This is a genomic window from Pseudonocardia sp. (assembly GCF_050250275.1).
Lineage (GTDB): Bacteria > Actinomycetota > Actinomycetes > Mycobacteriales > Pseudonocardiaceae > Pseudonocardia.
This window is the reverse complement of the sequence record NZ_JBFWOY010000003.1, coordinates 1-21243: the sequence shown is the minus strand read 5'-3', so window position 1 is coordinate 21243 and position 21243 is coordinate 1. Positions and strand designations below refer to the sequence as shown.

Annotated in this window: 25 protein-coding genes; 4 read left to right on the top strand and 21 right to left on the bottom strand. The window is 71.6% G+C overall.

Features of this window, described 5'->3' with window-relative positions; translation table 11 throughout:
- Positions 1–3: 3 nt before the first annotated feature.
- The 11 genes from AB7F12_RS03855 to AB7F12_RS03805 all read right to left on the bottom strand — a co-directional run bounded on the left by AB7F12_RS03855 (position 4) and on the right by AB7F12_RS03805 (position 10733).
- Positions 4–525, bottom strand: coding sequence for a hypothetical protein (locus tag AB7F12_RS03855; RefSeq protein ID WP_428501391.1), 522 nt, complete (start codon positions 523–525; stop codon positions 4–6).
- A gap of 125 nt (positions 526–650) precedes the next feature.
- Complete coding sequence (locus tag AB7F12_RS03850; protein ID WP_428501390.1) at positions 651–1544, bottom strand: hypothetical protein; 894 nt, start codon at positions 1542–1544, stop codon at positions 651–653.
- 206 nt (positions 1545–1750) lie between these two features.
- Positions 1751–2881 (bottom strand): hypothetical protein, encoded by a 1131-nt coding sequence (locus AB7F12_RS03845; RefSeq protein WP_428501389.1) that lies wholly within the window; start codon positions 2879–2881, stop codon positions 1751–1753.
- A 4-nt stretch (positions 2882–2885) separates the two neighbouring features.
- Entirely contained in the window at positions 2886–3401 is a 516-nt protein-coding gene (locus AB7F12_RS03840) for a DUF4913 domain-containing protein (protein WP_428501388.1), read from the bottom strand.
- Positions 3398–5224 carry a type IV secretory system conjugative DNA transfer family protein gene (locus tag AB7F12_RS03835; protein WP_428501387.1) on the bottom strand — a complete coding sequence of 609 codons (1827 nt, stop codon included), beginning with the start codon at positions 5222–5224 and terminating at the stop codon, positions 3398–3400. Before AB7F12_RS03835 ends, AB7F12_RS03840 begins: the two co-directional genes overlap by 4 nt.
- Positions 5221–6645, bottom strand: a complete 1425-nt coding sequence (locus AB7F12_RS03830) for a hypothetical protein (RefSeq protein WP_428501386.1) — start codon at positions 6643–6645, stop codon at positions 5221–5223. The genes AB7F12_RS03835 and AB7F12_RS03830 overlap by 4 nt, the downstream gene beginning before the upstream one ends.
- A gap of 12 nt (positions 6646–6657) precedes the next feature.
- A complete protein-coding gene (locus AB7F12_RS03825) occupies positions 6658–8142 on the bottom strand; it encodes an SCO6880 family protein (protein WP_428501385.1) in 1485 nt (494 codons plus the stop codon).
- Complete coding sequence (locus AB7F12_RS03820) at positions 8139–9305, bottom strand: hypothetical protein (RefSeq protein ID WP_428501384.1); 1167 nt, start codon at positions 9303–9305, stop codon at positions 8139–8141. Before AB7F12_RS03820 ends, AB7F12_RS03825 begins: the two co-directional genes overlap by 4 nt.
- A complete protein-coding gene (locus AB7F12_RS03815; protein ID WP_428501383.1) occupies positions 9302–9802 on the bottom strand; it encodes a hypothetical protein in 501 nt (166 codons plus the stop codon). Before AB7F12_RS03815 ends, AB7F12_RS03820 begins: the two co-directional genes overlap by 4 nt.
- Before the next feature lie 98 nt (positions 9803–9900).
- Positions 9901–10170, bottom strand: coding sequence for a hypothetical protein (locus tag AB7F12_RS03810; protein WP_428501382.1), 270 nt, complete (start codon positions 10168–10170; stop codon positions 9901–9903).
- Positions 10167–10733: a hypothetical protein gene (locus AB7F12_RS03805; RefSeq protein ID WP_428501381.1), complete on the bottom strand. Its 567-nt coding sequence runs from the start codon at positions 10731–10733 to the stop codon at positions 10167–10169. Before AB7F12_RS03805 ends, AB7F12_RS03810 begins: the two co-directional genes overlap by 4 nt.
- Positions 10734–11050: 317 nt before the next feature.
- Between AB7F12_RS03805 and AB7F12_RS03800 the strand changes: the two genes are divergently transcribed.
- Together AB7F12_RS03800 and AB7F12_RS03795 are read left to right on the top strand one after the other, a co-directional pair.
- Entirely contained in the window at positions 11051–11566 is a 516-nt protein-coding gene (locus tag AB7F12_RS03800; RefSeq protein ID WP_428501380.1) for a hypothetical protein, read from the top strand.
- Between the two features lie 127 nt (positions 11567–11693).
- Positions 11694–13091: an AlbA family DNA-binding domain-containing protein gene (locus tag AB7F12_RS03795; protein ID WP_428501379.1), complete on the top strand. Its 1398-nt coding sequence runs from the start codon at positions 11694–11696 to the stop codon at positions 13089–13091.
- 369 nt (positions 13092–13460) lie between these two features.
- Here the strand turns inward: AB7F12_RS03795 and AB7F12_RS03790 are convergent, their stop codons facing one another.
- From AB7F12_RS03790 to AB7F12_RS03745, 10 genes are all read right to left on the bottom strand, one after another.
- Positions 13461–14663 (bottom strand): site-specific integrase, encoded by a 1203-nt coding sequence (locus AB7F12_RS03790; protein WP_428501378.1) that lies wholly within the window; start codon positions 14661–14663, stop codon positions 13461–13463.
- Positions 14660–14863 carry a helix-turn-helix domain-containing protein gene (locus tag AB7F12_RS03785; RefSeq protein ID WP_428501377.1) on the bottom strand — a complete coding sequence of 68 codons (204 nt, stop codon included), beginning with the start codon at positions 14861–14863 and terminating at the stop codon, positions 14660–14662. The genes AB7F12_RS03790 and AB7F12_RS03785 overlap by 4 nt, the downstream gene beginning before the upstream one ends.
- Entirely contained in the window at positions 14860–16188 is a 1329-nt protein-coding gene (locus tag AB7F12_RS03780) for a replication initiator (RefSeq protein WP_428501376.1), read from the bottom strand. The genes AB7F12_RS03785 and AB7F12_RS03780 overlap by 4 nt, the downstream gene beginning before the upstream one ends.
- Entirely contained in the window at positions 16185–16760 is a 576-nt protein-coding gene (locus tag AB7F12_RS03775) for a hypothetical protein (protein ID WP_428501375.1), read from the bottom strand. The genes AB7F12_RS03780 and AB7F12_RS03775 overlap by 4 nt, the downstream gene beginning before the upstream one ends.
- The gene (locus AB7F12_RS03770; RefSeq protein WP_428501374.1) at positions 16757–16972 is read right to left on the bottom strand and encodes a hypothetical protein; all 216 of its coding nucleotides are present in this window, start codon (positions 16970–16972) and stop codon (positions 16757–16759) included. Before AB7F12_RS03770 ends, AB7F12_RS03775 begins: the two co-directional genes overlap by 4 nt.
- Positions 16972–18369 (bottom strand): FtsK/SpoIIIE domain-containing protein, encoded by a 1398-nt coding sequence (locus AB7F12_RS03765; protein WP_428501373.1) that lies wholly within the window; start codon positions 18367–18369, stop codon positions 16972–16974. The genes AB7F12_RS03770 and AB7F12_RS03765 overlap by 1 nt, the downstream gene beginning before the upstream one ends.
- A 25-nt stretch (positions 18370–18394) precedes the next feature.
- On the bottom strand, positions 18395–18595 hold the full coding sequence (locus AB7F12_RS03760) for a hypothetical protein (protein WP_428501372.1): 201 nt from the start codon (positions 18593–18595) through the stop codon (positions 18395–18397).
- Positions 18586–18768, bottom strand: coding sequence for a hypothetical protein (locus AB7F12_RS03755; RefSeq protein WP_428501371.1), 183 nt, complete (start codon positions 18766–18768; stop codon positions 18586–18588). Before AB7F12_RS03755 ends, AB7F12_RS03760 begins: the two co-directional genes overlap by 10 nt.
- Positions 18769–18879: 111 nt before the next feature.
- A complete protein-coding gene (locus AB7F12_RS03750) occupies positions 18880–19098 on the bottom strand; it encodes a hypothetical protein (RefSeq protein WP_428516568.1) in 219 nt (72 codons plus the stop codon).
- Positions 19099–19112: 14 nt separating this feature from the next.
- The gene (locus AB7F12_RS03745; protein ID WP_428501369.1) at positions 19113–19487 is read right to left on the bottom strand and encodes a hypothetical protein; all 375 of its coding nucleotides are present in this window, start codon (positions 19485–19487) and stop codon (positions 19113–19115) included.
- A gap of 167 nt (positions 19488–19654) precedes the next feature.
- On the opposite strand from AB7F12_RS03745, the gene AB7F12_RS03740 reads away from it, so the two are divergent.
- Complete coding sequence (locus AB7F12_RS03740; protein ID WP_428516570.1) at positions 19655–20419, top strand: GntR family transcriptional regulator; 765 nt, start codon at positions 19655–19657, stop codon at positions 20417–20419.
- Between the two features lie 5 nt (positions 20420–20424).
- On the top strand, positions 20425–21093 hold the full coding sequence (locus AB7F12_RS03735) for a YdcF family protein (RefSeq protein ID WP_428516572.1): 669 nt from the start codon (positions 20425–20427) through the stop codon (positions 21091–21093).
- Positions 21094–21243: the final 150 nt, after the last annotated feature.

Genomic DNA, 21243 nt, shown 5'->3' with positions numbered 1-21243 from the left:
CGATCAACGACGCAGGAGCACGACCACCAGTCCCGCGCGTCGTATGCCTCGCACCAGCAGCAGCATGGCCATACCGACGGCGAGGTAGGCCAGAGGCAGGACGACCCAGATGGTCTCGTTCGGCCAGTCGCGCACCGGCCACACGACTCCGGACGGGCCCCGTCCGAACCGCTCCGTGAGCTCGTCGCGGGCGATCGTCGTCAACGTGCCTTCGGCTGATGCTCCCGGCGCGGAGACGCTCACGCGTACGGCGTCGACGGGGAGTTCGAGTGACTGCCAGATGGCGTGCGCGACCCGGTCGACGGCCGGGGTGCGTTCCAGCAGGTTCCCGTTCTGATCGCGGCAGCCGGATACGTGCACGTCCATCACCACCTGTGTGCCGACCTGCGTCCGCTCGGCCACGACCAACGAACAGCCCGACCGCTGGTCGAGATCGCCTGACGACCTGGGCATCGACGAGCACCCGACTCCGAACAGCACGCTGAGGCCGAGCACGACGAGTAACCGGACGATGAGAGTCGGCATGTATCAAGATTCGAGACCGCCCGTCCGATCCACAAGCCGCAGCTCGCCACCCTGTGGATAACTGGCCGAAATACGTGTCGGCTGAGTGCTCGGTAGCGTCCAAACAGGTCCTCCGCGTTCGAGGCTCAGGAGGCGCAGAGGGTATGGATGAAGCCGATCGCGGACTCGACGCGAATCCGCAGGGCATTCAGCTGGGTGATCGTGAACCGTCCCGCATGCCCGTGGGTTCCGTTGTTGAAGTCGCGGAAGAGCGTCAGGACGTTGTCCATGTCTTCCTCAACGAGGCTCTTGATGTACTCCTCGTCGATGCCCTTGCGATGCAAGAGGTAGCTGACCTTGGCCCGACGGGTGGGCACTCCCTTGTCCGTCTTGTCGCACCGCGGGTTCGCAAGAACGACTCCCGAGTTCGGCGCTGCATGGTCGAGCATGGCTATCAGCACCTCGCGGGCGCTAGTGCAGAAGTGACGAGCGGCGTCCGGGTTGCGCGGGCTGAGCGAGAACAGCGCGCCGGTCCACCGGTCCACCAGGTCCTGCCCGAACGCGACCAGTTCCGTCTGCATGCTCGGGCTCCGCAGCTCGTCCTCGGTCGGGTCGTCCTCCGGCGCGCCGTCGCCGTCCATGGCGTTGAGCAGGTAAACACTGTTCGCGGCCTCCTCACTGCCGCGGTCGACCAGTTCGCGCCCTGCCGGCGTGATGCTCCGGCCGGCCAGCCACTCCTCCGTCGCGGCATATGTTCGCGTCAGAGTCTCGACCGAGGAGCGGTACGTCACGAAGGTCGTCGTCGCCGGACGCGAGTTCAACCTCCGGATCTCCTGGTTGAGCCGCCGACGCTGATTGTCGACCTTGGCGTTGTGGGCACGCGCCCTGGAGTTGTACGCCCGAACTTCACGATCGTTGTCGTCCACGGCTTTCTTGACCGCGTGGTTGTGCCGGCGAACCTCGCGGTTGTACTTGTCGATCGCCTGCTTCTGGTCGCGCTGCTGCTTCTTAACTGCTGCGTCGAACTGCGCGGGCGTCATCCTCCTGACCATGGAAGTAGTATGTCCTCAGGCACCGACACTCCTGGCTCGACATCCAGGTGCGGACGCCGCCGCTCAACCCGACCCCCTGACCCGGCGCCGCCGCGCGTTCCGGCACCGGGCGGCCACGCTGATCGGGCCGCACCGGCCACGGCCGCTGACCCGCCGCGATCGGGTTAAACCAGTTCGGTGCTCGTTCCGTGGGCTCAGGATGCGACAGACAGATGTACGTGGTCGTGGTGCCCTCCGGTGGCGTCGCGGGGGTCGTAGACGCCGCCACCGGTGTACGGGCGGCCCCACCCGTCGGTATCGGGGGTGTCCGGAGACCAGAAACGCCCCTGCCAGATCACATACTTGACCTTGAGCGCGTCGGCATGGGTTCGGAGCCAGGTGGCCAGCCGCCAGCCGTTCTCCAGCTCCTGCCCCTGGGGAAAGACCCCGGCCGCGTCGGGAAAGTAGTCGCAAGCGCGACCCTGGGGGTGGTCGCTGCTGGGGTTCCAGGCGTGCTCGTCCCAGCAGCCCGCCGAGCGGATCGGCGAGCCCGGCCCGGGCGGACCGAAGGCGCGGACGATCTCGTCGTGGGCGTGGCGGGTGGCGGGGGTGAGGCATCGGCCGCCGGTGGGGTCGGTGGCGCTGCAGACGGCGCTCACGCCGGTGAACGGTGTCGGCGCGGGGAGGTCGTCCACGGCTACCGGTCCCGAGGCAGCGCCGTACTGCTGGACGAAACCGTGGACGCGGTCGATGTAGGTCGCGACGAGGTCGGAGCAGGTCCGGTCGCAGGCGGCCTCGCCGGCGGCAGGAACGCCGGTGGCCGAGCCGGTGAGGCGGCCGCAGCCGGCGATGTGGCAGACGAGCATGCCGTCCAGCGCGCTGGTGGGCTTGCCGGTGGCCTGCAGGTGCGCCGCGGCGGTGCGCAGGTTGGCGCACACCCAGGGGATCGCGCGGCGCAGGTGTTCCTCGGGTTGCAGGACGTCCGCGTTATCCGGTGGTGGCGTCGCGCCCCAGGGTGCGCCTCCGGCGCCCGTCCAGTTGGCCTCGTTGAGCTGGTAGAGCCCGGCAGCGCCGCCGTTGCGGTCGAGGCTGAAGCCTGCGGGATCCCAGCTGGACTCGGCCTGGATGTGCGCGATCACCCACAGGGGTGGGAGCTCCGGGCAGGTCGTGGTCGTCACCGCGGTGATGGTGTCGAGGTGCTGCGCGGCGAGCGCGGGGACGGTTGCGGTGTTCACCGAGGAGGACGGCGCCGCGGTGGTGAGCCCACCGAGCAGGGCTGCGATCAGCAGCAGGGGAATGAGCAGAGCGGCGACCAGCCCTCCACTCGTGATGAGCATCCCGCGCATGCCGTCACTCGGGTGTCCGGGTCGGCAGGGTCGCGATGGGGGTGTGCCCGTTGAGGGCGCGGTAGCGCTCGCTGTGGACGCAGTCGGCGAAGGGGCCGAGCGGGGTGAGCAGCTCGCGCAGGCAGGGGTCGAGGTGGTCGCGGATCCAGATCGACATGGCGGCGCCGGGCTCGGGGGCGAGCTCGGTCCACGCCCGTCGGAGGGCTTCGAGCCGGAAGACCGCTTCTGGGTGCTCCCACCAGGACGGGCACCAGGTGAGCTCCCCGCGCAGCGGCCGGGCGATCATCGAGGTGATGGTGTCGTGCACCCAGACGATCAGGTTGTCGACGTCGAGTCCGTCGTCGATGTCCTCGTCCTCGTCCGTGGCCGACGAGTTCTGGTCGGTGGCGGGCATGCCGTTGAGGAGTTGGTCGAGCAGGTCTGTCTGGTGGGTCCGCCAGGCCTCCAGAGCTTGGACGCGGGCGCACAGTTCGGCCACCAGTCGGGCGTCCGTCGTCGGTGGCGGGTCGTGGGGTGTCACGGTCGGTCTCCTTCGGCCTGGTTGACGGGGTTGTCGGGCCCGAGGGCCCGTGCGGCTGCGCGTCGCAGCTCGGTGAGGGCGGTGTCGGCGTAGGCGCCGATGTCGGCGTGGTCGTGCTCGCGGTACCAGGGGTGCAGCCGGCCGAGCCCGACCCGACGTCCGGTGGAGAGCAGGACGGCCTGGTCGCGGGTGATCGCGCGCAGGACGCTGGCGGGCAGGACGGGTTCACGGGCCTGGGCGTACTGGCGGGAGGTGCGGCTGTGGTCGACGCTGGTGGAGATCCGTTCGACGTAGTGGTCGCCGATGAGTCCGGAGAGCTTCTGCAGGAAGGCGTGGTCGTCGACGCCGGCGCCGACGAGCTTGACGGTGGCGGCGGACCAGAGGGCCTGCATGCCTTGCTCGCCCCAGACGCCGACGCCTTGCTGGTAGCTCTGCAGCATGGTGAGGACCTGGATGCCGCGGGAGCCGTAGTGGCTGTAGAGCTGGGGCAGGGCGCGGATGGGGCAGATGTTCGCGGCCTCGTCGAGCACGGCGACGACGGGTGGTTCGAGCCGCCCGCCGGAGGCCTGGGCGAGGAGTTCGGCGATCTCCAATATGCGGTCGACCAGCGCGGTGACGACGGGGGCAGCGGTGCCGGCGCCCTCCTTCGACAACAGGTGCATGGTGGCGCGGCCGTGGCGGGCGGCGGCGAGCAGGTCCCACAGGTCCAGCTCGACTGGCGTCGTGGCGTCGGGCGGGTCGCGCCAGGTGTCGGGTGGGCTGATCCAGCGCATGAGCCGCTCGGAGGTCAGCGCCTTGGTGGCGGTGCGCGCGGTCTGGTAGATGCCCTTGGTGGTGACGTCGGCCCCGGACAGGGTGGCTTCGAGGTCGGCCGCCTCGGTGCCGGCGCCGGCCTTGTCGAGGGCGGCGATCGCGCCGCGCTGTCCGGGTTGGAGCCACGTGACGACGTCGCGCATGGTGCCGTCACTGAGCGCGGCGGCGAGCAGGGTGTTGGTGAGGACCTGTTCGCCGGCGGCGTGGAAGAACGGGTCGCGGCGTTCGCCGCCGATGGTGCCGACGAAGTGCCCGGCCAGGCGGGCGGCGGCCTCGACGCGTTCGGCGGGGTCGGCGTCGGCGATGGCGCGAAGCGGGTCCCACCACCAGGTCTGCTCGACGTGGGCGATGCGCTGCGGGTCGAACGTCCACACCGGTCCGGCGCTGGCGCGCATGCCGGAGGTGAGCGCCCACAGGTCGGCCTTGTTCGAGGTCGCGACGACCAGCCCGGGCGCGGCGAGCACGGTGGGGACGGCGATGGCGCTGGTCTTGTTCGACCGCGGGCCCATGATGATCAGGGCGACGTCCTCCCAGGACATCCACACCTCGCGGCGACCGATGGTCAGCAGCCGCAGCCCTTGATCCGACGGGCCGCATTCGCCCATCCCCGGGCGTAGCGTCCGCGCGCGCTCGTTCGCGGCCTGCCCGGTGAGGTCGCCCAGTTCGCGGGCACGCAGGAGCGAGCGTTGCGGGTCACGCGATCCGCCCCGGCTGCCGATCAGCACCGCGACCGCAATCCCGACAGCCGCCTCCACGGCCACGGTCGAAACCAGGACAGTCACGAACACCGGCGTGCTGGCCCCGTCGGTGAGGATTCCGTCGGGGCCGTCGCGCAGGAGCCGGAGCATCAGCGCCGGCCCGGCCGGTGGCGCTGTCCAGCGCCCGGTTCCAGCGAGGGCGGCGGTTCCGGCCGCCACCGAGACGTCCGCGGCGAGTAGCGCCGCCGTGGCGATGGCGCTGAGCAGCAGCAGGGGAGCGGCCGCTTCGCGCAGCAGACCGGGGCTGGTCATCGGGCACCGGGCCGGAACGCGGTGTCGGTGTCGTGCAGGGCGATCTCGCTGGGGGTGAGGGTGAGCGCGACCGGCAGCCCTACTCGTTGCCCGGACTTGATCAGGTACTTGCCGCGTCCCGGGTGGATTCGTCCGGCGTGCCAGGTGGGGGGTGCCGCCCATGAGGTGATCAGCGCGGCCTCGCCTTCGCTGAGCGAGGTGATGCGGCGCAGCCCGTCGAGTTCCTTCTCCGCCATGCCGCCGAGCAGGAGCACTCCGTTGCGGGAGGCGAGCCCGCGGGCCTTGGCGCGGTCGGCCTCGGTGGGCAGGGCGTCGAGGTCGTCGAGGGAGTGGGTGACCTGGAATGACACGACGCCGCGGTGCCGCCCCAGGCGGGTGATCCGGTCGGAGCGCTCGACCAGTCCCGGTGCGACGCGCAGGGCGCGCCACAGCTCGTCCTGCACCTGCACGATGTTGCGGCGCCGCTCCCCGTAGGCGGCGGCGTCGGCCAGCGCCGCCGACCATGCCCACGAGCACAGCATCGCGGCGGCCACGACGTCGTCGTCATCGTCGTCGAGGGCGCTGATGTCGAGGGACAGTGCCGGGGTGTCGGGGTCGAAGCGGGCGCTGCTGGGGCGGTCGAAGATGCCGCGGATCGCGCCTTCGCACAGCAGTCCGAGCGCGTTGACCAGCGAGCGTGAGGTGCGACGGAACTCGATGTCGTCCTGCGTGGCGGCGATGGTCAGCAGCGGTGCGGCGCCGGAGAGCAGGACGGCGAGGACGTCGGGGATCAGCGGCTCACGCTCGGCGGCGGTGTCGACGGCGAGGTCGAGCGCCGCCCCGAGCAGTCGCCGTTCGGTGACGTCGGGTTCGTCGTGGCGGACGATCGTGATCAAGGCTTCCAGCAGGGTCAACCGCCTGGCGCGCAGGGTCTCGCGCAGCCGGGTCCGGTCTGTGGCAGGGGCGGTCGCCAGCGCGGCGCGCAGCGGGCCGGCGTCGAGCGGGTTGAGCGCGTGCAGGCCGCGGCCCAGGTGCCAGACCGACCCGCCGAGGGCGGTGACCAGCGGGGTGTACTCACCCTTGACGTCGCCGGGCACGACGGCGCGCATGCCGAAGGCGACGAGTCCGGCGAGCATGCGTTTGGTGATCGAGGACTTCCCGATCCCGGGCTGGCCCTGCACCCACACCCCGGTGTTGGACACCAGGCCGGTCCGCAACCAGTGAGCCGGATCGAGGCCGACGGGTTCGGCGGTGTGCAGGTGACGGCCGATCGGGACCCCACGGACGTCGGAGCCCGACGCGGTGGCGAACGGGAACAGCCCGCACACCTGGCTGGTGGTGCCGGCGAACCGGTTCCCGGCCTCGACGTGCCCGGCTCGTCCTCCGCCGGGTACCGGCCAGCCCCAGGATCGGGGAACCTGGTCTGCGACGGTCGTGTCCATGGTGTGCTCCCGTCAGCGGTGGCGGCGATGGGCGAGCAGGTCGGCGGGATCGATGCCCACCCCGAGTGACGCCGCGAAGCCGGCGGCCTGGGCGCCGCGCAGTCGACGCAGCCGCAGCTTCGACTGGCCTGCGCGCTGCTCGACGTCGGCGATCGCGGCGGGCAGGTCGTCGTCGTGCAGGACGGTGGTGGTGACGTAGAGGGTGAACCGGCCGACGCCGGCGCCCTGGGCCTCCTCGCGGGCGGACTGCAGGGCCCGGTCGCGGTCGTCGCGTTCGCGTTGGGTCTCGTCGCGGCGGGTGCGTTCGGCCCAGGCGCGCCGGACCTGGCCGGAGGTGACCTCGTTCTCGACCCTCGCTGCGGCCTGCTCGGCGGGATAGGGCTGGTACAGCCAGGTGGTGCGTCTGGGGAACGCGCCCGGCGCCAGCAGCGGCACCAGCACCCCGGACCCGACCGCCTGCCGCGGCGCCTCCCGCAGCGCCCAGCTCACCGAGAGCCCGCCTTCATGGCGGTAGGTGTCCCACCGCTCCCGGGCGGCGACCGGCCCGGCGTCGCGCCAGTCGAGCACGGCGTCGCTCTGGTGGAGGTCGGGGCGGTGGTGTGGGTCGAACGCCGCACGGATGCGGGTGGTCAGCCAGCTGGTGCTGGCGCGGTCGAGTACGGCGACGCCGCATGCGGCGAGCTGGCTCTCGATCGCGGGCAGTCGCCGGCTGACCTCCACCGCGGCGGCGAGCAGGTCGGCCGGGCGCGGGGTGGCGCGGGCGGGGTCGAGGCAGATCGCGACCCGGGCGTCGGCCTCGGCGGCGGTGGCCGGGGTGAGCTCGGCCAGCTCGGCCATGATCCGTCGCGATAGCGCGGGCGCGGTCGGGTCGAGTGCCGCGGCGATGTGGTCGCGGACGGTGCTGCCGCCGGTGGGGGAGGTGTCGACGGTGACCGCGAGGTGCCGGATCAGCGGCAGGTAGCCCAGGTCGGCGAGTAGCGCGCCCCAGGCCGCGACCCAGGAGTCGGCGCGGTCGGGGTCGGCGAGGTCGAGCCCGATGGGAGAGCAGCGCAGGACCGCGGTCAGCGTGCCGGTGCGGCGGTGCCACAGGAGCGCATGTCGCCCGCCGCGCCCGTCGTCGACGTCGAGCGGGCGCAGCGGCGCGAGCACGCCCGGCAGGTCCGTCCCGCGGGGATGCTCGGTGAGGATCCCGCCCGACAGCTCGGTCCATCCCGCGGCCTGGGCGCGGTGGAACCGCGCACGGCGCAGGACGACGTCGGTGAGGCTGACCCCGCCCACCCGGACCACGACCGCGCCGATCACCGATGCCGATAGACCCAGCAGCGGCAGTGCTGCGGCTGGCAACGCCGACACTGCGAGCAGCGGGACGAGCACCGCTCCGAACAGGACGATCGTCGCGGTCGTCGACAGCGACCCGATGCCCCAGCCCCGTTCGGCGCGCCAGTTGCCGTACAGCCGTGGTCCGTCGGCGAGACCGCGCTGCTCCCGTGTGCTCACTGCGACTCACCTCCGTCGCCGCCGGTCATGTCGCCTGCGACGGTGCGCACTGCTGCCGCGCCGGCCGACGCGGCGCCGGCGACTGCGATCCCGGCAGCACCCGCGGCGCCGGCGGCCGCGCTCGACGCGCCGGCGGTGGGGGCGGCACCTGCCGCGGGCACGGCGCCGGACGGTGGCGGGAAGCGGCCGAACGTGGCGTAGGAGCCGGGGCCGTTCGCCTCCATCGCCGCGGCCCGGTCCACCGCGCCCCGGCCGTAGCCCTGCGTCATGGCCACGGCGCCGACCGCGCCGAGGAACCCGGACCCACCGCCGCTCCCGCCACCGATCTGCGTCCCGGACCAGGCGAAGAACTTCAGCAGCACCGGCATCGCGATCACCGCGAGCAGCAGCACCATGATCCCGGTGATCATCGTGCCGGTGCTGCCCGCGTCGGTGGCGCTGGGCGAGGACAGGTAGGAGAAGCCGATGTAGTAGATGAACGCGGCGGCCGGCTTGTAGACGACCATCGCGATCAGCCACACCAGCAGCTTGTCCAGCCACCCCCGGGTCGAGCGTGTCAGCGACCCCGACGCGGCAAGCGGCAGCATCGCAGCCAGCACGAGCAGCCCGGCCTGGCGCATCGCCATGAGCACCCACTGCACCAGCGAGAGCACCGCCGCGATCAGGGACACCAGCAGGACGAGGAAGACCGCGTCGCCCTCGCCGTTGACGAGGATGTCCTCCATCAGCAGGGCGAAGTTGCCTGCGGCGCCGTCGAGCAGGTCGGTGGCGAGCGCGTCGCCGGCGCGCAGCGCGATCTGCAGGACGGTCAGCCCGAGTGCGGAGACCACCGCGTAGCGGATGAGGCCGGTGGCGACCATGATCAGCGGCTCGCCCTTGCGCGAGAGGATCAACCGGATCGACTGGACCAGCACCGCCCCGACCAGGATCACGAGGATCAGGTCGCGGGTGGCGCCCTGCGCGGCGGCGACAGCCGGGTTGAGCGGGTCGACGCTGTCGGTCTCCACCCACCAGGCTGCTGTCGACACCACCAGCTCGGCGGCGCCCCTGGCGACCTCGGCGACGATGCCCTCGAAGGCCGATCCGACGGCCTGCCCGGCCTGGCACCCGAGATCGAATGTGCCGCACTCCTGCTCCGGAGGCGGCTGCGCCAGCACCGTCATGACGTCGGTCCCAGCAGGGCGTAGCCGGCGGTGTCGGGGTGCGGGCTCGCGCGGGGTACGGGAACCCGCAGCCGCCAATCGCCGTCCTCCCACCGCAGCGTCGCGTCGACACGGGAGACCCCGCCGCGGTCACGGGCTTGGGGCGTGTGGGCGAGCAGGGACACGACGACGTGGTCGCCCCGGCCGTCTCCGGCGATCACCCGGAAGAAGATCGCGACGGGCGTCAGGTCCGCCCGCGCGCGCTGATCCGGGACCGGCAGCGTGGTCGCGATCCGTTCGCGGGCGGCGGCGACGTCACCCCAGCACTGGGCGCTCAGCGTCGCCTCGACGAGGGCCGCTTCGGCGCCGGGGCTGATCCGCGGACCGATGTGCGTCGCGGCGATCGCCGCGCCCACCTCGTCGTGGCTGAAGCCGAATGCCCGTTCCCCGTCCTGCCCGAACGGACCGTGGCGCGGCGAGGAGGCTGCGGTACCGCCGGGCACGGCCACCAGCACCACCTGGTCCTCCGCCGTCCCGGGGGCGGGTGGAGCCGATGCGCAACTGATCGCCGCCGCAAGCACCGCGACCGCGCACACCGTGGGTAACAGGAGGCGGTTCATATCTGGAACGCCCCGACCAGCAGCGCCGCGACCGAGGCGAGCGCGAGCCCACCGATCACCCACGCCGACCCGACCAGCCCCTCGTAGGCGGTGGCCGACCGGTTCCTCCGGCCAATGATCAGCATCAGGGCGCAGATCAGGATGCCGAGCACGCCGGCGACCAGCACGCCCCACTTGAGCCACCCGAGCAGGTCGCTCGCGAGGTCGGCGAACCCCGGTGGGGCTACCGGGCCCGGGTCCGGTACTGACGCCGTGAACATGCTCATCGTGTCCTTCCGATCGTCGCGGTGGGGGAGGCCCGCCCGGGGACCGGGCGGGCCGAGGCCGGGGAGCGGCCGTTCACGGCGGAGCGCAGATCGCGCAGGGCGTCGGCGTAGCGGCGCAGCCGTCGTGGGAGCTCGGCGGGATGCGCGGCAGCGAGCCCGCGGACCTCGTCGAGCGGGGATGCGAGTTCCCGCCAGCGGCGGACGTAGGGCAGGACGACCACCGCGGCGGCGTGCGGCTCCAGCAGCCGCAGCCGCGCCCTGACCGGCCTGCTGGGGCCGTGCGCGTCCGCCGCGGTCACCGCCAGCACCGGCTGGCGGCCGGTCACCTGAGCGACCAGCTGCGCGGCCCGGCCGGCGCGGATCAACGAGTCGCCGGTCGCCCGGCACACCAGGACATCCACCGCCCGACCGACGAAGACCCCACGGTCCACGGCGCCGAGCGCGGTCGCGACCGTCGTAGTCCCGACGCCGCCCGCGACGCCGGCGACGGCCAACCGCCCTCGACGGGACTCGCGTGCACCGACTCGCCCGAACCCGGAGCGGTGATCATCTGTGGTCGTCACCGGCGTTCCTCCTTCCGCTGCCGGGAAGGCAACGGTCAGGTCGCTGCGGATGCGTTGCTCGGCGTGGCCGAGGGAGAAGCGACTCGACAGCGTCGGATCGGGAGCCGGCCGCGGATCTCGAGGACGCGTGGTCGTCGCGGACCAGAGCCCGACCACGGTTCGACCACGGCGAACCACCTTGCGAGCGGCTGACAACGGCTCGCGGCGTGATGGCACGTCATCACCGACAACGCGGAGACCACGCGCGACCACGCTGCCGTCCATGCCCTCCAGAAGCGTGCGGCGACACATCGCCCGGCGACAGGGGAGCGGGAGCTATGGCCTGGGTTCACGACAGCGGGTACGAGCCCGCCTACGCGCATGTCGGGTATCCCGTCGCGGTCCAGATCGACGGCACCGAGACCGCCAGCAGCACGGTGCGGACACCGCTGGAGGTCATCGGCTGGCGGTCGGCGTGCGACTGCGGCTGGCGCGGCATGCAGTTCTACTCGCGCCGCGAGTGGCCCAGCACCTCCGCACTCGCGCCGGACGGCGTGGACGGCTGGGACACCGGGACGGCCGCGTTCGGCGAATGGGAACGCCATCTCAACCGGGTGCTGCCCGAACTCGCCGTGCACGACCTCGCCCGGCAGCTTGCCGAGGTCGAGGAGCGCCTGGCTCGTGCCTGCCAGGCCGCCCGCTTCGCCGGGGTCAGCTGGGCCCGGCTCACGGCCATCACCGGCGGCACCGCCGCCATCGAGTTCGCGCGGCGTCGAGAGGTCGCCGACAGCTCATCGACCACCGCGGTCGAACGGCAGCTGCGGCACGGCCGGCAGGGCACCGGTCCTGAATGAGCGGCACGACTATCGCGCTGCCGTTGGCACGCGGACGCCACGCCTCGCGTTCCTATCGCCGCGGAGCGGGCTGTGTGAGCGTGGCGGGGTCACCGGTTCTGTCAGGGTCGTACGGAACAATGCAAGAGTGGCAGTCCCGATCGACACCAGCGCCCCGCTGCTCTTACCGAGTCAGCTCGTGGCCCTCGTGGCCGCCGTCGAGAAGGCTGACCGGGACGGTGAACACAATTGGATCGAGTGGAAGCGCAGCCTCGATCTCACAGCGAAGACGTCGCACGAGCACATCGCGAAGCACGTGCTCGGCTTCGCCAACCGCCTCGTACAGACCGCGGCACTGCACATGGGCGGGTACGGCTACATCTTGATCGGCGTCGAGCCGGGCTCGATCTTGGGCGTGGAGACCATCGACCCGGCCACCTTGACCGACGTGATCATCGGTTACGTCGGAACCGACGGGCCAGGGTACGACACGGAGTACGTGTCGGTGGGTGATCGCACGGTGCTCGTCGTCGTCATCAATCCGCCCAAGCACGGCGATCCGGTCCACACGCTGCGGAAGAATCTCGGCCCCCACAAGCTCGGTCAGGTGCTTGTGCGGCGCACCGGGAAGACCGACCAGGCGGAGCCGGGCGAGCACCGAGCGCTGGTGGACCGTGCGAAGGCGAACCAGAACACGATCACGATCGACGCCCGCGCGGTCCACAGCACCGTTGAGGGCGGTCCGGCGGACCTGCGAGAGCAGGTCGAGGCAGCGATCACCGCTGAGCGCGAGCTGTTGATGCACCCGGACCGCTCGACCCGGCCCGCTCCGAAGCCCACGCGCACGTCCTCGTGGCTGGCTGGTGCGGCTCCGACGCCGCGCAGCTACGGAGTACCGCGCGTGCCGCTCGGGCAGCCGACCTACGAGCCGGACGAGCGCACGGAGGACGAGTACGCCGAAGAGGTGGAGAAGTTCCTCGACAGGCTTCGCCCCCGGCTCGCGGAGCGCATCGCGAACTATTACTGGCGTCGGCCGGGCGGGATGCTGATGCTCGCCGTGGACAACCTCACGCCGCGCAACTTCGCGCAGGTCTGGGTCCACGTGCACATAGCTGGCGGGGTACGAACTTGGCCGGAGGAACTCGTCGAGAAGATCGAATACCCCTCAGACTTCCCGTCACGCCCTCGGCGGATGGGGCAGGAGAAGCGTGTGCCGTCGCCGTATGAGCGAACGCTGTACCCCAGCATCGTGCCTTCTCCGCTGTACAGCTCGCCGTCGTCGTTCCAATCGCCGGGCTTCACCGCGCGCGATGGTGGCTCGGTCGACATCGACTTCGAGCCGGTTCACCTGCACCCGCACATGCCGGTGGAACTCCCGCCGGTACCGCTGCTCGTCGACGAGCCTCCCGGTACCGAGTTGCGGCTCACCTGGACTGCGACGTCCGAGAGCGCCGATGGGCTCGCGCGCGGTGAGGTGTCGCTCATCGTCGTGGAGCCGACTCCCGCCGGCGATCTATTGTCGTCGGACGGCGGCCGCGATCAGTGACGACGCCGGGCTGATGGCGCAACGCGTATATCGATCGGCGGTCGCCAAGCTCTGCTTGAGGCCGGTCATCGACCGGCTGGGATCCGACGCGGACGTGCCGTCGCTCGGGTTTGGTGGGGTCCTGGCTCGCCAAGCTGCGCCATGGGGTTGGGCGGAAGGACACCTCGTGGCCGCCGTTGTCATGCGATCGGTCGACACGATGGCTGGGGACCGTTCGGGGACCGCGATCTCTACACCGTGCGTCGCCACCTGCACGTTCGGGACCGCCTGGAACGTGCGTGACGTGATTGACGTGCGGGAATCGCCAACCCTCCGACCTGGCAGTCAAGGGGTCAGGGGTTCGAATCCCCTCAGCTCCACCCTTCCTGATCAGCCCGGACATCGTTCCGGGCTGTTTTCATGTCCGGCCCGTCCAGCGGCTGAGCGACTATCTGAGTGACTGTCCGCCGCCAGCGGGAACAGGTCGTTCATGGCTGCCGCGCCCTCGTCCAGAACTGGCTTGAGCTGCTTTCGGTACACCGCCTCGGTGACGGCCGTGCCACTGTGGCCGACGAGCCGGGAAATCTGTTCCAACGGCACCCCGGACTCCGAGAGCAGCGAGACGAAGCTGTGCCGCAGCTCGCGAGGTGTCCACGCCATCGGATCGAGCCCGGCGGCTTCAACGACCCGACGGAACGAGCGCCGGACGTTGTGCGCGTCCATGCCGGCCCCGCTCGCAGCGGCGAACACGAGTGATTCCGGCTCTGTGGTCCGTCCGATCCGGTGCCGACGGAGGGCGTCGACGCAACGGAGCGGCATGGCGATCCGTCGTCGCGAGCGCCGGGTCTTGGTGTCGCCACCGAGCCGGACCGACCGCAGGACGGAGATCGACGGCGGGACCGGCGGTTCGGCGTCAGGGAGGCCGTCGAGGTCGACGTCGGCCCATCGCAGGGCGCGTAGCTCCTCGGTGCGGGCACCGACGAGCAACGACAACACGATGTACGCGCGCAGCGGAGAGCCCTCGGCCGCGGTGAGCAGCTTTTCGGCCTGCTCGAAGGTCAGTGACTTGGACGGCCGACCGGTCTTGCCGGTGGGGATCTCGCACAGCCCGACGACGTTTCGACGCACCTTGTCGCGCGCCATCGCGTAGGTGACTGAGCGGTTCAAGATCGAGTGCATCAGGCGGAGTGTCCGGGTGCTGACCTGCGAGGCCTCGGCACGGAGCCAGCGGTCCACGTCCTCGGCCGAGAGGTCGGCGAGTCGTCGGCGGCCGAGCTGGGGCACGATCCGGTGTTCGGTGATGACGCGGTAGTTCGAGACGGTCGTGGGCGTCCGTCCCGACAAGCCGTAGTCGAGCCAGTACCGGACCGCTTCGGCGACCGTGTAGCGCGGCGCGAGGGAGGTGAGACCGTCCTCGTGGTCGCGCAGCATGTCGCGCAGCTTCTTCTTGGCGGCCGTCTTGGTGGCGCCGCTGGCCTTCTTGGTGATGCGCTTGCCGCGGGCGTCGAAGCCGAGCGAGGCGGTGGCGATCCAACGTTGCCGCCGCTCGTCCCAGTGCAGGCCGCCTTCCCCGCGGCTCCTCCGCGTCGTCACGAGGCGATCCCCACGGCGTCGCCGGCCTCCTGCTCCAGGAGTGCGATGTAGTCGGCGATGGCGGCGGCGGGGATGAGCCGGACGCGGCCGACGCGGACCGAGCGGAGCCGACCGCTTCGCAGCTCCTCGTAGAGCGTGCTGCGGCCGAGGGAGAGCAGCGCCATGACGTCCGGCACCCGGTACAGCTCCTTGGCGTTCACGGCCTGTCCCTCCTGGTGGTGCGCTGCTCGCGGATGCGTTCGGCGTGGGCGGTGGCGAGTTCGCGGTCGGTCTGGGTGTGGTGGCCGATGCCGACGAGGTGCCAGTCGTTGACGACGATCACGGGCTCGTCGGGTGGGTGGCCGAGGCGTTCGAGGTGCTCGGCGAGGCGCCAGGTGCGCTGGTCTTGCCGGATGGCGCGGAACGTCGTGGAGTAGCGGCGGCTCTTGGTGAGGAAGTGGCCGCGGAACCCGAGCATGTGGGCCCACTTGCGGAGGTTGAGCGCGGCGTAGGTGTCGAGGCCGCCGAGGTGCCAGGCGGTCTCGATGATGCGGCGGTGGTGGGGGTGCAGGCGCAGGTGGTCGAGGTGGGCCAAGGATCGGATGGGGCGGTCGGGGTGGTCGTCGGTCTTGCCGGTGCCCTTGGTGGCGTACTTGGCGATGTAGCCGGCCAACCGCTGGTCGGTGATCTCGCCGGTCTCGTCGGTGACGCCGGCGGCGGCCTGGGCGTTGATCCGGCGGACGTCGACCTGAGTACCCCAGCGCAGCGTCAGCGGTGGGCCGTCGGGGCTGTCGACGTCGACAGTGACGCCGCGGGCGGCAGCGGTCACGGCGTCACGCAGCAGCTCGTGGGTGGCGCCCGAGGGCGGCGGGTCGCTGGGTCCATCGGGGCCGTCGAGGCGGATGGCGGCGTGGAAGTGGACCAGCCCGCGACGCTGGTACTCGGCGACCTTGGCGTAGGACAGCCTGGCGCGGGCGGTGAACTCGCGAGTGGTCCAGCTCAGGGCGTTGGCGAGGGTGCGGCGCAGGGCGATGGTGAAGCGGTGCCAGAGCTTTCCGGCGTGGGCCTGCCAGAGCACCGACCCGGTGTAGTCGTAGGCGTCCGGGTCCAGCGGGGTGCCGAGGTCGGGGTCATGGTCGCGGTGGTGGCGCCCGCACGGGCAGGGGATGACCCGCCCGCGCGTCGAGAGACGTCGGGAGTGCACCGGACCGAAGGACGGTGCGGTGAGGGTGACGAACAGCCGGGGCCGGTCGGTGACGGTGGACGGGATGCCCTTCTCCCCGCCTGCGAGTCCGGCGCGGATGAGGTGGAAGGCGTTGGCGGCGTAGCGGTCCGAGCATGCGGGGCAGACGGTCTCGCGGCGGTTCCCGCACGGCGCCCAGACCTCTCCGGTGCGCTGGGTCAGGACGCGCCCGTCCTGGGCGGTGACCGTCGAGGAGCCGCGCAGCCGGACGGGGTGGGCGCATCCGCCGGTGGCTTCCATGCGGGCGCGCCAGATCGGGTAGTCGAAGGCGCGGAGGCGGGCGGTCAGCTGGTCGGTGCTCATCCGTAGACCTCGTGTTCGTGTTCGATCTCGACGGGGTCGGCGCGGAAGCCGTGGTGACGGGCGAGGCGTTCGGCGCCTGCGCGGTAGGAGCGGGCGCGGCCGATGACGTCGCCGTGCTCGGTCTCGACGAGGTAGGTGCCGTCCTGGCGGACGATGGATCCGGAGAAGTCGGCGGCGCCGCAGGTGACCAGACCGTGCCCGGGGCGGACGACGTCGACGTGGACGAGGACGCGGTCCCCGGGTGCGGGTCCGGTGGTCGCGGTGGCGGCGACGTCGACGAGGGTCGCTTGCTCAGGTTCAGGGCGGCCGTCGAGCTGGACCGGAATCCGGGCGCCGGGGACGAGCCGTCCGGCGGCGAGCAGGTGGTGCACGGTCGCGGCTTCGTCGGGTCGGGTGGGGATGGCGAACTCCGCGGCGCGGGTGCCGATCGCGCGGGTGTGGACCCTCTCGGCGAGGCCGACCAGGACGTAGCCGGGGTCGCGGGCGTCGCGCAGGACCCGATCGGTGAGGTCGTCGTCGAACAGGAGGTCTTGGCCGGCGGATTCGCTGTGGTGAGCCGGGCGGCGGGTCATCGGGTCCACCACCAGCTGTGACGGGCCTCAGCCGACCACTCGGCGGCGAGGGCGCGGGTGGCCTGAACCTCGATGGCGACCGCGGCGAGCGTGATGCCCCAGAACCAGCCCGAACCGGTGCCGAGGAACAGCCAGCACACCCCGACGGCGGCCGCGAGAAGCGCAGTGAGCTTGAGCCAGGTAACGGCGGCCCAACCGGTGACGGCCCACATCACGCCACCCCCACCGGGGCGCAGGTGTCGGCCAGCTCGTCGATCTCGGCATCGAGGATGTGCGCGGCGCGGAACCGGACGGGCAGCCGGGAGCGGGTGTCGATGACGAACCCGATGCCCGCGTGCTCGGGGTCGCCGGGAATCTCGTCGGCGAGCGCACCCCGTTCGCGGGCACCGTCACCGAGGACCATGTCGACGTGGGAGGCGGCGGTGACACCCAGGCAGATGCGCGTGGGGAACAGCTCGCGAACGTCGACGACGTCCTTGGACGGTTCCTGCACGTAGCCCATGACGGTGGTCAGGCAGGCGCGGCCCTGGGTGAGGAGTTCGGCGAGCAGGCGCAGGGCGTCGCGGACCTGGGCGCGTTCGCCGTAGGCGGTGAGCATCGCGAGCTCGTCGACGACGACCAGGTCCAGCGGGTGCTTGGCAGAGACGTCGAGGCGGCGCAGGCCGTTGTCGCGCATGTGGTTCTGGCGGGCGCGCATGTCGTCGCGTGCCTCGGTGAGCAGCGCGAGGGCGTCGTCCATCGTGGTGGCGTAGCGGTGGAACAGCGCTGCACCGCGGGCTGTCTCGGCGCCGCCCTTGAGGTCGATCGCCCGGACCCGGACAAGGCCGTCGCGGATGGCCGGGCCGAGCGCGCGAAGTGGTGCCCACAGCAGGGATCCCTTGCCCGCGCCGGTGGCTCCGGCGACGAGGACGTGGGTGCCCAGGACGGACAGGTGGAAGGGGCGGCCGTGTTCGTTGTCGCCGACGTCGAGGGCGTGCAGGTCGATCTCGGCGCTGTCGGTGGGGATCGGCGGTGCGGGGATGGTGTGGGTGAAGGGCATGGTGTGCTCGACGACGAGGGCGAGCAGGCCGGGGCGCAGCCGGGTCACGGCGACGCGGTGGGCGAGCAGGGCGTCGGCGAGGGCTTCGGTGCGCTGTTCCCAGGTGCGCAGGTCCTGCCCGCGGGCGAGCCGGACGTAGAGGGTGTCGATCGAGCGCGACGAGGACCTGACGCGCACGAGGCGGGGGACGATGAGGCGGCCGGTGTGGTGGTTCTCGCGGGCGAGGCCGCAGTCGGAGAGGACCCCGGACCAGCGGCGGCCACGGTAGCGGGTCCAGCGTCGCCAGCAGGCGCGCAGCAGCGGCCCGGCGGTGTGGTCGAACGAGGCAGGGTGCAGCCGACCCCAGACCGCGACCGATCCGGCGAGCACCGCGACGGTGACGAGGGTGGGCAGCCAGCCGACCAGCGCGGCGGCGGTGACGACGGCGGCGGGGACGAGCAGGAACAGCGGGTGGCGGGCGAGCCAACCGAGCGCGCGGAACTCGCCACCGGTGGGGCGGGTGGTCCGGCGGCGGGTGTGGTGGTCGCGGTGGTGCGGTCGGCGGGCGCGGTGGTCGGTCTCGACGAACATGACGGCTCCTCTCGTGCGGGTGGGCTCAGACGCCCTTGCGGATGGCGAGCTGGGCCAGGCGCAGGCCCTCGGCGACCCCGGAGCGCCAGGCCAGCTCGGTGGGGACCTCGCGGTGGTCGGAGTGCAGGAAGCGGCGGCGCTCGCGCTCGAGGCGGCGCAGGAGCCGGCCGATGCCGGACGCGGGCCGCTGCGGGCGGTGGAGCGGGTGGGGGTGGGTCAGACGCATGACGGGCTCGCTTCCTGGTCGCGGTCGGTCGGGCAGGTGGGGCAGGTGCCGGTGGCGTCGCAGGCCGGGCAGTCGGTGCTGTCGTCGGCGCCGGGGTGGCTGTCGGGCGTGGTGCCGTAGCCCTGGCAGGGGTCGCAGTGGCCGGTGTCGGTGCAGTCCTCACAGGTGGGCATCGGGTGCTCCTGGTGCTGGTGGGGACCTGTTTTCGGGCAGGGGGTAGCCACTGCGGAATTGCTGGGATTGTTGTGAGAGGGGGGTGGCTACCCCCGTGCCCGAGAAGCGGGTCAGGCGGCGGTGGGACCGCTCGCGGCGTCGAGCTGGGTGAGGGCGTTGTCGAGCAGGTCGCGCAGCCGCGCGAGGTCGTTCCGGTTCGCGTAGAGGGTGACGTCGGTGTCGCGGCTGCCGATGCGGACGGTGGCGCGACCCTCAGCGCGGTAGAGGCGGTGGCTCAGGCTGGTGCTCGGGTACACGTGAACCGATGTGGTCAGCACGATGCCGGGCATGGCTTCGAGGCCGGTCACTTGTCGCCGCGCGGTGCCGGGGCCGGGGCGTGCTTGATGCCCATGGCCCGCCAGGCGAGTCCGGAGTTGACCCGTCCCGCGCTCTCGACCTGGTACGGCGAGACCCGGGCGTCGATCAGCTCCACGCGGGCGTCCTCGCCGAAGTCCGGACCAGGGTCGGTCCCCAGCGTCACCTTGATCTCCTCGCCCTTCGGCGCCCGCTCGCCGACCTTGACGCGCAGCTTCGCGAACAGGGAGACGGTGAACTGGGTGGCGCCGTCGCGGTCGGTCACGGGCACCTGGGCGCCGTTGACGTCCTCGCGCATCTTGGGGGCGGGGGGCTCGACGACGGTGAGCTTGTAGCCGCCGAGGTTGACCGGGATGTCGCGCATCGCGTGCTCCTTAGCTGTGTGGTTTGAGCTAGCTCTATAGGAGCATGACGGGGCGGGGGGAGTCAATAGAGCTATTTCTATCGATGCTCTGGTTGACAACTGAGGGATAGGGCTAGCGTTGTTGCCCATGTGCAGGCTCCTGCACATGGCTGCACACGGGAGGTGACGTGGCGACCGGGTATCGGGACGTCGTCGACGCGCTGCGGGCGGCGATCGAGGCGGGGGAGTACCCGCCGGGCTCGACCCTGCCCAAGCAGGACGAGATCGCCGCGCGCCATGACGTCAACATCCACACTGTCCGCAAGGCGGTGTCGGTGTTGGAGGCCGAAGGGCTGGTGACGCCGGTCCGGCGACGGGGGACCGTCGTGCGAGCGCGGCCACGGCTGCGCCGCCTCGGTACGGAGCGCTACGCCAAGAGTCGATGGAAGGCCGGCATCATCGGCTTCTCCGCGGACCGTGAGGCATCCGGCGTCGCATGGAAGCCTGGTGACCAGACCCAGAGCGTCGCCAAGGTCGCGGCCGACGACGCCGCCGCCAAGGCCCTCGACGTCGAGCCCGGCTCGGAGGTCTACGAGCGCGCCCGCCTGGTGAAAGACGACGGCCAGCCCACCCACACGCTCGCCAGCTACTACCGGCCCGAGGACGTCGAGGGCACCCCGATCGTCGACCCCACACCCGGCCCGGTCCCCGGTGGCGGCGGGTTCGGAGCGCTGACCGCGCGCGGGCTCGAACCGCAGACAATGACCGAGACGATCCACTCCCGCATGCCCACGCCCGACGAGATCGAGACGCTGGAGCTGCCCGCGGGGGAGCCGGTCATGATCCTGGAGCGCCAGACCTTCACCGCCGACGGCCGCTGCGTCGAGTTCGCCCGCGGCGTGCACGCGGCCAGTCGGTTCGCCTGGACCTACTCGTTCGCCATCCCCGACTGACGGCCATGTCTCGCAACGGTTCCGCGCTCGACGATCCCGAGATCGCGCGCGCCGTCGAGACCCTGTGGAGCTACCACCGACTCGACACCGGTCTCGATACCCGCACCGACGTCGGGATCGGCCTGGGCAGCCATGACCTGTCCGTCGCCACCGTGACCGCCGAACTCTACCACCGCGGCTTGTTCCCGCTCATCGTCTTCACCGGCGCCAACGCCCCGACCACCGTCGAGCGGTTCCCGCGAGGGGAGGCGGTGCACTACCGCGAGCACGCCATCGAGCTGGGCGTCCCGGCCGACGCGATCCTCGTTGAGGACCAGGCCACCAACACCGGCGAGAACATCGCCCGCACCCGCGACCTCCTCGCAGCGACCGGGCACGACGTCCATACCGTGACGCTCATCAGCAGGCCCTACCAGCAGCGCCGAGCCCGAGCGACGTGTCGGAAGCTGTGGCCCGAGGTCGACGTCGTCGCCGCCGGGGCGTCAACGGAGCTGCGCGAGTACGTCGCGAGCATCGGTGACGAGCACCGGGTGATCTCGATGCTCGTCGGCGACACCCAACGCATCGACGGCTACGCCCAACGAGGCTTCGCCGCCCCCGAAGCGATGCCGGTCGACGTCCGCGACGCCATGGCGCTCCTGATCGATCGCGGTTACACCGACCGCCTCATCTGACCTGCCCGAGGCGCGGCCTCGATGTTGTCTGGTCTCACCTGACGCTTGACGTTCCTGTCCCGGGTGATGGTTGACGTCCGGGCTAGGAAACTGAGCGGTTCTGGGCCTTGAGATTACGGATCGCTCCGCTGGTCGTGCGGGTGAAGACGC